At 49.6% G+C, this 11,704-nt stretch carries 16 protein-coding genes; 15 read left to right on the plus strand and 1 reads right to left on the minus strand.

Features of this window, described 5'->3' with window-relative positions:
- Nucleotides 1-4: 4 nt before the first annotated feature.
- The 15 genes from nuoI (at nt 5) to PSCS_RS04980 (ending at nt 11,222) form a co-directional block, all read left to right on the plus strand.
- Nucleotides 5-553, plus strand: a complete 549-nt coding sequence (gene nuoI, locus PSCS_RS04910; protein ID WP_068810682.1) for an NADH-quinone oxidoreductase subunit NuoI — start codon at nt 5-7, stop codon at nt 551-553.
- Entirely contained in the window at nt 550-1,047 is a 498-nt protein-coding gene (nuoJ, locus tag PSCS_RS04915) for an NADH-quinone oxidoreductase subunit J (RefSeq protein ID WP_068810683.1), read from the plus strand. The genes nuoI and nuoJ overlap by 4 nt, the downstream gene beginning before the upstream one ends.
- 11 nt (nt 1,048-1,058) lie before the next feature.
- Nucleotides 1,059-1,367, plus strand: coding sequence for an NADH-quinone oxidoreductase subunit NuoK (gene nuoK, locus PSCS_RS04920; RefSeq protein ID WP_068810748.1), 309 nt, complete (start codon nt 1,059-1,061; stop codon nt 1,365-1,367).
- Nucleotides 1,368-1,503: 136 nt separating this feature from the next.
- Entirely contained in the window at nt 1,504-3,351 is a 1,848-nt protein-coding gene (gene nuoL, locus PSCS_RS04925) for an NADH-quinone oxidoreductase subunit L (RefSeq protein WP_317621784.1), read from the plus strand.
- Complete coding sequence (gene nuoM / locus PSCS_RS04930) at nt 3,348-4,862, plus strand: NADH-quinone oxidoreductase subunit M (protein WP_068810685.1); 1,515 nt, start codon at nt 3,348-3,350, stop codon at nt 4,860-4,862. Before nuoL ends, nuoM begins: the two co-directional genes overlap by 4 nt.
- Nucleotides 4,862-6,310, plus strand: coding sequence for an NADH-quinone oxidoreductase subunit N (locus PSCS_RS04935; RefSeq protein WP_068810686.1), 1,449 nt, complete (start codon nt 4,862-4,864; stop codon nt 6,308-6,310). Before nuoM ends, PSCS_RS04935 begins: the two co-directional genes overlap by 1 nt.
- A gap of 154 nt (nt 6,311-6,464) precedes the next feature.
- Nucleotides 6,465-7,088, plus strand: coding sequence for a restriction endonuclease (locus tag PSCS_RS04940; RefSeq protein ID WP_068810687.1), 624 nt, complete (start codon nt 6,465-6,467; stop codon nt 7,086-7,088).
- A gap of 25 nt (nt 7,089-7,113) precedes the next feature.
- Nucleotides 7,114-7,494: a VOC family protein gene (locus tag PSCS_RS04945; protein ID WP_068810688.1), complete on the plus strand. Its 381-nt coding sequence runs from the start codon at nt 7,114-7,116 to the stop codon at nt 7,492-7,494.
- Nucleotides 7,491-7,883 (plus strand): nuclear transport factor 2 family protein, encoded by a 393-nt coding sequence (locus PSCS_RS04950; RefSeq protein ID WP_082866734.1) that lies wholly within the window; start codon nt 7,491-7,493, stop codon nt 7,881-7,883. The genes PSCS_RS04945 and PSCS_RS04950 overlap by 4 nt, the downstream gene beginning before the upstream one ends.
- A 4-nt stretch (nt 7,884-7,887) precedes the next feature.
- A complete protein-coding gene (locus PSCS_RS04955) occupies nt 7,888-8,145 on the plus strand; it encodes a VOC family protein (RefSeq protein ID WP_317621781.1) in 258 nt (85 codons plus the stop codon).
- Nucleotides 8,146-8,288: 143 nt separating this feature from the next.
- Entirely contained in the window at nt 8,289-8,957 is a 669-nt protein-coding gene (locus PSCS_RS04960) for an HAD family hydrolase (RefSeq protein WP_068893812.1), read from the plus strand.
- 19 nt (nt 8,958-8,976) lie between these two features.
- Complete coding sequence (locus PSCS_RS04965) at nt 8,977-9,543, plus strand: AAA family ATPase (RefSeq protein WP_068810690.1); 567 nt, start codon at nt 8,977-8,979, stop codon at nt 9,541-9,543.
- Entirely contained in the window at nt 9,536-10,069 is a 534-nt protein-coding gene (locus PSCS_RS04970) for a GrpB family protein (protein WP_068810691.1), read from the plus strand. Before PSCS_RS04965 ends, PSCS_RS04970 begins: the two co-directional genes overlap by 8 nt.
- The gene (locus PSCS_RS04975) at nt 10,059-10,502 is read left to right on the plus strand and encodes a GNAT family N-acetyltransferase (RefSeq protein ID WP_068810692.1); all 444 of its coding nucleotides are present in this window, start codon (nt 10,059-10,061) and stop codon (nt 10,500-10,502) included. Before PSCS_RS04970 ends, PSCS_RS04975 begins: the two co-directional genes overlap by 11 nt.
- 30 nt (nt 10,503-10,532) lie before the next feature.
- Nucleotides 10,533-11,222, plus strand: coding sequence for a hypothetical protein (locus tag PSCS_RS04980; protein WP_157885627.1), 690 nt, complete (start codon nt 10,533-10,535; stop codon nt 11,220-11,222).
- Nucleotides 11,223-11,406: 184 nt separating this feature from the next.
- On the opposite strand, the gene PSCS_RS04985 is transcribed toward PSCS_RS04980, so the two are convergent.
- Nucleotides 11,407-11,622: a DUF2798 domain-containing protein gene (locus PSCS_RS04985; protein WP_068810694.1), complete on the minus strand. Its 216-nt coding sequence runs from the start codon at nt 11,620-11,622 to the stop codon at nt 11,407-11,409.
- Between the last annotated feature and the right edge of the window lie 82 nt (nt 11,623-11,704).

Below are 11,704 nucleotides of genomic sequence, written 5' to 3' on the forward strand. Positions count from 1 at the left end.
ACTTATGTTGAAACCCGTATGGGAACAGGTAAAAGTGCTGTGGAGCCAGGTCAGAACCCTGGGGATGGTGCTTGCTCACACATTTAGCAAGAAAGACACGGTAGAGTACCCGGACACCGAACCGTATATGTTTCCGCGCTGGCGTGGCCGAATTATTCTCAGTCGTGATCCAGATGGCGAAGAGCGCTGCGTGGCCTGTAATTTGTGTGCTGTGGCTTGTCCGGTCGATTGCATTGCCTTGCAGAAAACCGAAGATGAAGAAGGGCGCTGGTACCCTGAGTTTTTCCGTATCAATTTTTCCCGTTGCATCATGTGCGGCTTTTGCGAGGAAGCCTGCCCTACGCATGCCATCCAGCTGACGCCGGATTTTGAGATGGCCGAATATGAGCGTCAGGACATGGTCTGGGAGAAAGAACATTTGCTGATTAACGGCACCGGCAAGTATCAGGATTACAACTACTACCGGGTTGCGGGCAAAAGTATCGGCGGAAAGGACAAAGGTGAAGCACAGAACGAACAGCCACCGGTCGACAGAAGGAGTCTGCTGCCATGATGCTGTTGTTCTACACAGCTGCTGCCGTGGCCATACTTGCCACACTGATGGTGATTACCCGAACCAATGTGGTTCATGCCTTGCTGTATTTTATCGTGTCGCTGATCGCTGTGGCAGTGGTGTTCTACACACTGGGCGCAACATTTGCCGCAGCGCTGGAAGTGATTGTCTATGCTGGCGCCATCATGGTGCTCTTCCTGTTTGTGATGATGATGCTCAATCTGGGCCAGTCGACCCAGGAACAGGAAAAGGTCTGGTTAAAACCGAGACTCTGGCTGGGGCCTTGCCTGCTTTCATTGCCATTACTGGTGGAACTGGTCTGGATGATTCGCCAGGCACCTGATGCCAATGCCGCGCATAGCATTATTGAAGCCCGCGACATTGGCGCGGCACTGTTTGGCCCCTATGTGCTGGCCGTTGAGCTCGCCTCTCTGTTATTGCTGGCAGGGCTGGTCGCCGCCAATCACCTGGCCCGCCGGGAGGATAGATCATGATCAGCGTCACCATGCAGGCAGTCCCGATGAGTCATGGCCTCATCCTCGCTGCCATCCTGTTTCTGCTCGGGCTGGCCGGCTTGCTGGTCCGGCGCAACCTGGTATTCGCACTGCTGTCCCTTGAAGTCATGCTCAACGCGGCTGGCCTGGCATTTATCGTCGGAGCCTCCCGCTGGGGCAACGTCGACGGCCAGGTCATGTTCCTGCTCATCCTCACCCTGGCTGCAGCAGAAGTCGCCGTCGGCCTGGCACTGGTACTGCAGCTGTTCCGGCGACATGGGACGGTGGATCTTGATGTGTTGAGCGAGATGAAAGGATGACTTGTGACAATTAATGAGGTGACGTTGGCACTCAAGGCCATGAATTAGGTTTTAAGCTAGAACGAAGACATAGAACCCTGACTCGAGGGCCGGAAACACAGGCACTTACTTCTGAGGCTGAAAGAGAGAACAAATGCTGGACTTACTTTGGCTGGTTCCGACAATACCGTTCATCGGCTTCCTCGCTCTTATGCTGAGCGCAGGAAAGATGCCGCCGTTCGCCGCGGGACTTGTGGGTGCCGGATCCATTGGTCTGTCGTTTTTGGTGGCCTGTCTGGTGGGCGTCAGTTACCTGAACATGGAGCCGACAGGTGAGGGCATAGCCTATACCCAGACGTTATGGACCTGGCTCCGTGTCGGGGATTTTTCTGCCGGATTCAGCTTTTATCTGGATGGTCTGTCGCTGGTGATGATGTTCATCATTACCGGTGTGGGTTTTCTGATTCATGTCTATGCCACCGGCTATATGAAAGACGATCCGGGATTTGCGCGTTTCTTCTGCTACATGAACCTCTTTGTTGCGGCGATGCTGATTCTGGTGCTGGGGGATAACCTGCTGTTGCTGTTCATGGGCTGGGAAGGTGTCGGACTGTGCTCGTATCTGTTGATTGGCTTCTGGTACAAGGACCCCCATAACGGCTATGCGGCCCGAAAGGCCTTTGTCATGACGCGAGTGGGTGATGCCTCGATGGCGCTGGGGCTTTTCCTGATCTTTATGAGCCTGGGCACGCTGGATATCCAGGCGGCCATGTCGACGGCAGAGAGCCAGTGGCAACCGGGATCCGGCATGGCAGTCGCAATTACGTTATTGTTGCTGGGCGGGGCTGTGGGCAAGTCGGCTCAGTTACCGCTTCAAACCTGGTTGCCCGATGCCATGGCTGGCCCCACGCCGATTTCTGCGTTGATTCACGCCGCGACCATGGTGACCGCGGGTGTTTATCTGATTGCCCGTACCCATGTGTTTTATGAGCTGGCGCCGAGTGTGCAGTATCTGGTCGGCGTGATCGGCGTGCTGACCTTGCTGATGGCCGGGTTCACGGCCCTGGTGCAAAACGACATTAAAAAAGTGTTGGCGTTTTCCACGGTCAGCCAGATCGGTTACATGTTCCTGGCCCTGGGCGTGGGTGCCTGGAGCAGTGCGGTTTTCCACCTGATGACGCATGCCTTTTTCAAGGCGCTGCTGTTCCTGACGGCCGGTTCAATCATTCTGTCGATGCATCATGAACAGAATATTTTCAAGATGGGTGGCCTCAGGCGAGATTTGCCATTCTGTTTCTGGATGTTCCTGATTGGCTGTCTGGCATTGACGGCGTTACCGTTTACTTCCGGTTTCTTCAGCAAGGAAGAAATTCTGGCAGAGGCGCTGGCTTCTCCAGATGGCGGGTATCTGCTCTGGCTGGGTGGGCTGACTGGCGCTTTTCTGACAGGTTTATACAGTTTCCGTTTGCTATTTTTGGTGTTCTTCGGTGAGAAAAGGCATGCCGCCGAAGAAATGAAAGGCAGCAACCTGCAACTGCCCCTGGTCATTCTGGCGGTGTTTTCCATTCTGGGTGGCTATATAGCGCTACCGCTGGATAGTGTTTTCCCCCATGCTGAGCATGAAGCCCATCCGGCACTGCATTATCAAATCATTATGATTGCAGTCCCTATGCTGGGCATCCTGCTTGCCTGGTATCTGTTTGTGAAACGCAAGGATATCAGTGATCGCCTGGCGACAGATGGCATGGGCAAAACACTGCATCGTTTCTTCTTCAGCCAGTGGGGCATGGACTGGCTTTATTCATTACTGTTTATTAAACCCTATGTCTGGTTATCCCGCATCAACCGGCGAGACTTTGTGGATGCTTTTTATAACGGCACCGCAGGGCTTGCCCGCTTTGCCCATGGTCTGCTGTCCGATACCCAGACTGGTCACCTGCGCTGGTATGTATTCTGCGTCGGCGTAGGACTTCTGTTGCTGGTCAGTATAGGAGTGTTCGCATGATACTGATCTGGTTAATGCTGATTCTGTTTGTCGGAGGCATAGCGGCAGTCATTGCCGAGCGCAGCAACCCCATGCTGCCCAGGGTGATCGCACTCGGCGCGCTGCTGCTGGATTTGGGTCTGTTGTTACTTGTCCTCTTTTTTCCAGCCACGATGGGGGCGGATGCAACGAATCAGATCAGCATCGGTCAGGAAGGTGAGTGGTTAGTCCTGTTCCAGGCGGACTGGATTCCTCAGTTGGGCATCAGCTTTATTTTCGGTGCTGATGGGCTCAGCTTATTGTTGATTATTCTGACCGTATTCCTGGGGCTGATGTCTCTTGGTGCCGCCTGGCATGAAATCACTGAACGCAGCGGTTTTTTCTACCTGAACCTGTTATGGACACTGACCGGTGTCATTGGTGTGTTCAGCGCACTGGATCTGTTCCTGTTCTTTGTGTTCTGGGAAGTCATGCTGGTACCGATGTATTTCATCATTGCCATCTGGGGGCATGAGAACAAGTCCTACGCCGCGATGAAGTTTTTTATCTTCACCCAGGTCAGCGGCCTGCTGATGCTGGTGGCCATGCTGGGCCTGGTATTCGCTCACTACCAGACTAGCGGGGCACTGACCTTTAATTATTTTGCCTTGCTTGATGGAGAGTTCACGACAGAAGTCGGTTTCTGGTTAATGCTGGGTTTCTTCATCGCGTTTGCTACCAAATTGCCAACGGTGCCATTACATAACTGGTTGCCGGATGCGCACAGCCAGGCACCTACAGCTGGTTCTGTCATCCTGGCCGGTATCTTGCTGAAGACGGGCGCCTACGGCCTGCTGCGCTTCGCCCAGGGTCTGTTTCCTGAAGAAAGTGCCGCCTTCGCTCCGGTTGCCATGACCCTGGGTGCCATCAGTATTCTTTACACCGCCAAAGTGGCGTTTGCCCAGGACGACCTGAAACGTTTGATTGCCTATACCTCAGTCAGTCACATGGGTTTCGTCATGCTGGGTATCTATGCCTGGAATGCACAGTCTGCGCAAGGGGCTGTGATGACCATGCTGGCTCACGGTTTTAGTGCGGCAGCCTTGTTTATGGTGGCAGGCGGATTGCAGCATCGTCTGCATACCCGCGACATGCGACAAATGGGCGGGCTTTGGGGGGTGATGCCAAAATTAAGTTTCATGGCGCTGTTCTTTACTGTGGCGGCTGTCGGCATGCCCGGTTTGGGTAACTTTATCGGTGAGTTTCTGGTGCTGCTGGGCAGTTTCCAGCGCAGTGTCACCATTACGGTCTTTGCTACGGGTGGATTGATCGTTGCTGCCATCTACTCACTGATCGTCATTCAGCGCACTTTCCATGGTGAGCCCAAACAGCAGTACGGTGATGTGGCTGACCTGAGAAAAACGGAAATGGCCTGTTACATTGCCATGATGCTGGGGCTGGTATGGATGGGACTCTATCCGCAAAGCATGTTGGCCCTGGCTGAGTCCGGGCTGATGAACCTGGGTCTTGATATGTCGACAGGAGCGCGCTGATGAGCATTGATGTCCTCATTAATCTGTCGCAAATCATTATGCTGGGGCTCAGTACCCTGGTAGTGATGCTGGTGATCGCCTTTCGCCGGGGCCATAAACTGACGTATGGGCTGACGATGGCAGGATTGGCAATTTCTCTGTTGATCTTCCTGTTCATCAGCCCTGCCGACGCCAGGCAAGCCACTGAGCTGTTAGTGATGGATGATTACAGCCTGTTTTTCTCCACGCTGGTGATCATTAGCGCTTTGGCAGTGACTGCGCTGTCCTATCCGTATTTTGAGGGGGAACAGTCCCGCAATGAGGAATTCTACCTGCTGTTGTTAATGGCAACATTAGGGGGTGTGGTGCTGGCATGCAGTCAGCATATTGTGAGTTTTTTCCTGGGTATGGAAATTCTCAGCATCTGTTTGTACGGCATGATTGCCTACACTGTACAGCAACCAGGTGCGGCGAAATTTCCACTGGAAGCGGGTATCAAGTACCTGCTGTTATCCGGCGCGTCCTCGGCTATGATCCTGTTCGGTATTGCCCTGATCTATACCCAGACAGGCACCTTGCTGTTTAGTGAAATACCACAGCGACTGGTCGAAGCCGGGCAGGGTAACCCCATTGTCATTACCGGCTGGATGATGGCTGTTGCTGGTATTGCTTTTAAACTGTCACTGGTGCCATTCCACATGTGGACACCAGATGTGTATGAAGGCGCGCCTGTGCCTGCCACCACCTTCATTGCCACGGCATCGAAAGCCGCCATGGTGGCAGTGGTCTTGCGTCTTGTACTGGCCAGTCAGGCTTACGAGATTGATGGTTTGCTCAGTACAGTTACGGTATTGGCTGCATTGTCGATGGTCGTGGGTAACCTGCTGGCTCTGTTGCAGAAAAATATCAAACGATTGCTGGCGTATTCGTCCATTGCTCATCTGGGTTACGTCATGATTGTCATGGTGGCTGCTGGCAGTATGGCCAGCAGTGCGGCTGCCGAAGCGGTAACCTATTACATGGCGGCTTATGTGTTCACTACACTGGCTGGTTTTGCTGTAGTCTCGGCGCTGTCCAGCAGTACTAACGAACAGGATCAACTGGCCAGCTACCAGGGACTGTTCTGGCAGCGTCCCTGGGTGGCATTGCCCCTGATGATTGTCATGTTAAGTCTGGCGGGCATTCCTCTGACCATGGGCTTTATCGGCAAATTTTATGTGATTCAGGCCGGTGTGACAGGCCAGCTCTGGTTGTTACTGGCGATGCTGGTGATTGGCAGCGGTATCGGTATTTTCTATTATTTACGCGTTGTCTACCTGCTGGTGCAATCCCCGTCTGGCGAGAGTGAGCAGGGCGGTCTTCCTCTGGCTGTCACTGCCACGCTGCTGCTCACCAGCGGTACTGTGGTGTTATTGGGCATCTGGCCAACGGGTTTGATCGCCAGTTTGTCGGGATTAAGTGTTTTCTAGCGCCTGGCGCTGAGCCGTTGATATGCGGTAATCTCTGGAACATCACGGATGATGAAATAAGTTTGTTTGCTGCGCGTTAATGCATAGGTAACGCTCCTGGCAGGGTATTAAGACATTTCCCGCCAACCAGACAAATATAGCGAGGAATGCTTTCATGCCGAGACGTCGTAACGATGACTTTCTGGATCTGATGATACTGCTACCGTGGTGGTTCAGTGTGGTTTTCGCGCTGCTGGTTTATCTCGGGGTTGAATATCTGTTTCCCTGGTTATTCGCTAATCATCCCTATTTTGGACCTTTTGCACAGGGCCTTTCACAAATTTCTTATATGATAGGTCTGGTCTTTCTGTTGCCGACTTTTCCCTCTTATTTTCTGGGCAGAAAAAAGAAAAAACTACTGGAAACTCAGCGTAGTCTGCACACGATTCGCCAACTGTCCTGGCGAGAACTGGAGTACCTTGTTGCTGAAGCCTATCGTCGTCAGGGGTATGCAGTGGAAGAAAATACCTCTACCGGTGCTGACGGCGGCGTGGATATATGCCTGAGAAAAGCAGGACAAACCCACCTGGTGCAGTGTAAGCAATGGAAATTCCAGAAAGTCGGCGTAAAAATCGTTCGCGAAATGTTTGGCATCATGACGGCTGAGCAGGCGGCGACAGTGAAAATAGTGAGTTGTGGCTACTACACACCTGAAGCCATTGCATTTGCTCAAGGAAAACCCATTGAGCTGATTGACGGACCTTTGCTGCTTAAGATGGTATCCTCGGTTCAACGTTAAGATAACCAACCTATAAGGAAGACATATGTTCAGCCACGTTATGCTCGGCGCCAACGATATTCAGGAATCCAAGAAATTCTATGATGCCATTATGGAAGTGCTGGGATACAAACCAGGCGTAATTGATGAAAAAGGCCGTTGTTTCTACTTTGGAGAGGCGGGTATCTTTGCGCTCAGCGTCCCGATTGATGGTAAACCTGCCTGTAAGGGTAATGGCAGCACCATTGGTTTTGCTGCAAAATCAACCGAAGAGATTGATGCCTGGCACAAAGCGGGCCTGGCAAGTGGCGGGACGGATATCGAGGATGCACCCGGTATTCGTGAAGGCAGCGGTCGGAAACTGTACCTGGCTTACCTGCTGGATCCAGCGGGCAACAAAATCTGTGCGATGAAGCGGGTTGAGTGATTGCAGCAGTGCTTTCTGAGCTAAAAGCACTGGAAAAAGAATTGCACCAGGCCGGTGTGCGGAAAAGTGCACATCGGCTGGCTGCACTGCTACATGATTCCTTTACAGAGATAGGTCGATCTGGTCAGATATTCACCAAGCAGGAAATCATTGATGCGCTGTCCTCTGAAAAGGAAACAGACGTCTGGTCGCAGGATTATTCTTGCCAGCAAATTAATGATGACCTCTACCTTCTCACTTATCGTTGTGCTCGTGTACGATCAGATGGTTCCTTAAACAGGTATTCACATCGATCATCATTATGGCAGCGTATTAATGGGGCGTGGCAGATGAGGTTTCATCAGGGGACGCCCACTGAGGTATTCTCAAAAACAGACCTTGGGAGATAATGCTATGGATGTGCTTGCTATTGATCATGTTCAGTTGGTGATGCCACAGGGTGAAGAAGATAAAGCGAGAATTTTTTACGAGGGAATTCTTGGTATTCCAGAAACACCCAAGCCTGCTAAGTTGGCAAAGCGGGGCGGTGCCTGGTTTGAAAATAAATACGTCAAAATTCATCTTGGTGTCGAGGATAATTTCTTACCAGCAAGGAAAGCTCATCCGGCATTGGTTGTTTCCGATCTTGAACACCTGATTACCAAACTTTAAAAAGAAGGTTACGTAGTCTCTGAGGATCATAATATTCCTGGTGTAATACGAGCGTTTTCTTATGATCCATTCGGCAATCGGATTGAGTTTATTCAGAGCAGCAACGGTGAAAGGTAATATTTAATATTGTTAGGAGCATTCGATTGATAAAAGCAATACTGTTCGATCTGGATGAGACTCTTATCGATCGCTCCGAGATGATGCGGCAGTTCTTATTGGAGCAGCATCAACGTTTTTCGGTATTACATAGTATAGATAAAGCCTCTTTTGTAGAGGCGTGTATACGCCACCAAAACAATGGTTACGCTAATAAAAAGAAAGCATATATTTCAGCTTTAAATGAGATCTCTTTTCCAGATATCCCAGTGGTTGAACTGTTGCTTGAAGATTTGTATACCCACTATGGGAAATTTCCCGTACTGTTTGAGGGAGTACATCAAGTATTGCAGACATTGAGTCTGCAATTCCACCTAGGGGTCGTCAGTAACGGGCGAACAAGCGTGCAATTGGCAAAACTAGAGAATAGCGGAATAGCAAAATACTTTTCATCTATCTGCATCTCTGAATCTATAGGCTGTAAAAAACCAGATCCCATAATTTTTCAAACCTGTCTTCACCAGCTTTCTGTTGCCCCTGAAGAGGCGGTTTTCGTTGGCGATAACCCTTGCTCTGATATTGAACCCGCCATCGCATTAGGTATGCGGGCAATTTGGGTTGAGAATGATAATTTTGATCAACCTGAAGATGATGTCAAAGCGGTAGTTGGTTTGAATGATGTACATTCAATTTTGGCTGGATTCATATCAACCTGACCGGAATTATGTTTTTATTATGTCTCCTGTAATCGTCGTATCAGGCTCTCCTGCTTCCGGAAAAACAACTGTTGCACAATGGCTGGCATCAAAAATCAACATTCCTTTGCTTTCTAAAGATGACTACAAGGAGAGACTGTTTGATAAATTTGGTATAGATGACAGGGCGTGGTCGAAACGCTTGGGTAAAATTAGCTTTAACCAGTTATGTCGTGATGTAAGATGTCATGTGGCGAGAGGAAACTCCTTTATATTAGAAAGTGCTTTCAGGAGTGATGATGGGGAAGCTTTGAGTGAGATGCTCATTAGTCGTCCTGTAATTCATGCACACTGTGTCATACCACCATCATTAGCATTAACTCGATTTCGTATCAGAGCTCGAACCCAGGGACGGCATAAAGGTCATGCTGATGAGACGAACCTGAAGGAACTTTCTTTGATACTTGAAGAAGAGAAGTTTGAACCATCCATAATCAATAGCCAGTTAATCCTGGTACCAAGTGACGACTATTCACATGATTACCTAGAAGCCAGAAAAAAGGTTTATGAGTTGTTTTATAATATAGCTAGGTTAAACGATGATTAAGCTATCTAACTTCAATTCGGCCTGGCCCGATGAATTCAAACACGAGAGTCAAAGAATTCAGGATTCACTCGGTGAAACGATTGCCAATATTTATCACATCGGCAGTACTTCCATTCCTGACATCAAAGCCAAGCCCATTATTGATATTTTGCTTGAAGTGTCAGACCTTGAGCCCCTGGACAGCCAAAAAACGGCAATGGAAACATTGGGCTACGAAGCGATGGGGGAATTTGGTATTCCTGAACGCCGCTATTACCGCTTGAATAATGCGCATGGGATCCGGAAGTTTCAGGTTCATGCCTTTGAGTTAGGTTCTCATGGTGCCATGCGGCATCTGGCATACCGTGATTATTTGCTAGCTCATCCTCACATTGCTCAATCCTATAGTAAGCTGAAGGAACGATTAGTGGCACAACACCCGAATGATATGGATGCTTATATTGATGGTAAAGATTCGTTCATCAAGGATCATGAACGGAAGGCTTTGGAGTGGATTCAGGAGATAAAAGCTGACTATGAAGATTGAGCAGATACCCTCGGCCGATACCCTCAACCTGAGAAGTAAAGTACTTCGCCCGGGCAAACCGATATCCACCTGTCATTTTGACGGCGACGATGCTCCGCAGACCCGGCATTTTGGCGCGCTAAATCACCAAGACCAGATCGTGGGTATCGTTTCCGTCTATCAGCAGGGCAACGCATCCATCTCTGCCCATAATCCCTATCAGCTAAGGGCCATGGCCATAGACACAAGTGCTCGCGGTCAGGGTATAGGCGTTTTACTGCTTAATGCAGCGGAGAGCTACCTGCAATCCTGTGGTTGTGATCGGGTATGGGCCAATGCCCGCTCGGTAGCGATTGGGTTCTATACAAAACAGGGCTACCAGGAATTGTCTGAGGAGTTTGTCATCGAAAACGTTGGACCGCATTATCTGGTCGCTAAAGCGTTAGCACGCTAGCCTTTTCGACCGGCGTGGAATGGGATGATTATGAATTTCAGTAAGCCACCGCTTTTAAAAATTGCCGTGTTTATTCTGGCCAGTGCAGTAACATCAGTATCAATTTCCCAAGAGATTGATTTGGAGATGAGCAAGTTAGGGGAGACCGGGTCAGTATACAGAGCGAAACTGACATTCTTTCCAGCAACTTCGAATGTTACTCCGTCAACTAACTCGGGGAATTCCTCAACTAATCAAAACCCTGTCACGTTTGAGTTTTCTGTCCAATTAAATCTATCTAGCTCTTGGTTGCTGGAGGATGATCCAGACAGGGAACTCTCTGAGGAGGAAATGTTTACTCGAGAGTTCTTTTTAGCGAGAAAAAATGCGTCTTCTTTGGCTGATTTGCGTGGCTATATGGACGACAACTTCTACAGAGAGAAGGAAACCCTATATGCTAGAAATGAAGAGGCTCGTGAACGGGAACTCTCTGCGTTTGAAAACTTTACAGACATTAGACTTTTAGGCGTTGTCATATATGGGAATTTCTACTTCTTCTTGAACATTATAGAGAGACCAAGTGAAACATCGCCAGAAATTCGGGCAGGATTTGCTGCCCGAAAGCATGATGGGCGATATTTGCAAACAAACGCCCTTTCTGGCGATATTGCGATCGGGCTGTTCCGTCCAGGAATGCTACAAGAAGAGATCTATACTGCGCTGGAGCAATTGGGTCAGTAACTTTTAGCGATACGAACATACACCAAACTTAATCATGGATGACATGCAAAGTGGCTTTCTGGAAGGCGGCACTGTGGTCAACGGTGTCCATTTTGGTCCCTATGATGCGCTTGCAGAAAGTTATGTTGCCTTTGAAAAGTGGTTGGAGAAAGCAGGGTTTATACAATCCCGCAGTGCTCAAGGTTTAAAGTTTTCTGGTGATTTTGAGCGACAATTGCTGGACCGTGGGCCCACAAGTAAACGACACAACTCCTGCTGCTGGCCAGGCCAGCAGCCAGGCAGGTAGCCAGTAGTCTGTAAAGTCAGCAACCAGGCCAATGTTGATGAATGTCACCCATGCAGACATAAAAAAGGTCAGCACCCATGACATCAAGACGGCAAAAATAAACCTGTGTTTCATTTTTCATTTCTCCTGTGTTTCTCTGTTGTCGAGACACACCTTATTGCCTTTCAAAAAGACTGTATATATGCAATATTGTTAC

The sequence above is a fragment of the Pseudohongiella nitratireducens genome, from assembly GCF_001642735.1.
GTDB lineage: Bacteria > Pseudomonadota > Gammaproteobacteria > Pseudomonadales > Pseudohongiellaceae > Pseudohongiella > Pseudohongiella nitratireducens.

Excerpts from the sequence above, each read along its gene's own strand:
- PSCS_RS04955 (WP_317621781.1), top strand. The coding sequence starts at position 7,888 with ATGGATGTGCTTGCTATTGATCATGTTCAGTTGGTGATGCCACAGGGT.
- PSCS_RS04970 (WP_068810691.1), top strand. The coding sequence starts at position 9,536 with ATGATTAAGCTATCTAACTTCAATTCGGCCTGGCCCGATGAATTCAAA.
- PSCS_RS04935 (WP_068810686.1), top strand. The coding sequence starts at position 4,862 with ATGAGCATTGATGTCCTCATTAATCTGTCGCAAATCATTATGCTGGGG.
- nuoI (WP_068810682.1), top strand. The coding sequence starts at position 5 with ATGTTGAAACCCGTATGGGAACAGGTAAAAGTGCTGTGGAGCCAGGTC.
- PSCS_RS04965 (WP_068810690.1), top strand. The coding sequence starts at position 8,977 with ATGTCTCCTGTAATCGTCGTATCAGGCTCTCCTGCTTCCGGAAAAACA.
- nuoM (WP_068810685.1), top strand. The coding sequence starts at position 3,348 with ATGATACTGATCTGGTTAATGCTGATTCTGTTTGTCGGAGGCATAGCG.
- nuoK (WP_068810748.1), top strand. The coding sequence starts at position 1,059 with ATGCAGGCAGTCCCGATGAGTCATGGCCTCATCCTCGCTGCCATCCTG.
- nuoJ (WP_068810683.1), top strand. The coding sequence starts at position 550 with ATGATGCTGTTGTTCTACACAGCTGCTGCCGTGGCCATACTTGCCACA.
- PSCS_RS04945 (WP_068810688.1), top strand. The coding sequence starts at position 7,114 with ATGTTCAGCCACGTTATGCTCGGCGCCAACGATATTCAGGAATCCAAG.
- PSCS_RS04985 (WP_068810694.1), bottom strand. The coding sequence starts at position 11,622 with ATGAAACACAGGTTTATTTTTGCCGTCTTGATGTCATGGGTGCTGACC.
- PSCS_RS04980 (WP_157885627.1), top strand. The coding sequence starts at position 10,533 with ATGAATTTCAGTAAGCCACCGCTTTTAAAAATTGCCGTGTTTATTCTG.
- PSCS_RS04940 (WP_068810687.1), top strand. The coding sequence starts at position 6,465 with ATGCCGAGACGTCGTAACGATGACTTTCTGGATCTGATGATACTGCTA.
- PSCS_RS04975 (WP_068810692.1), top strand. The coding sequence starts at position 10,059 with ATGAAGATTGAGCAGATACCCTCGGCCGATACCCTCAACCTGAGAAGT.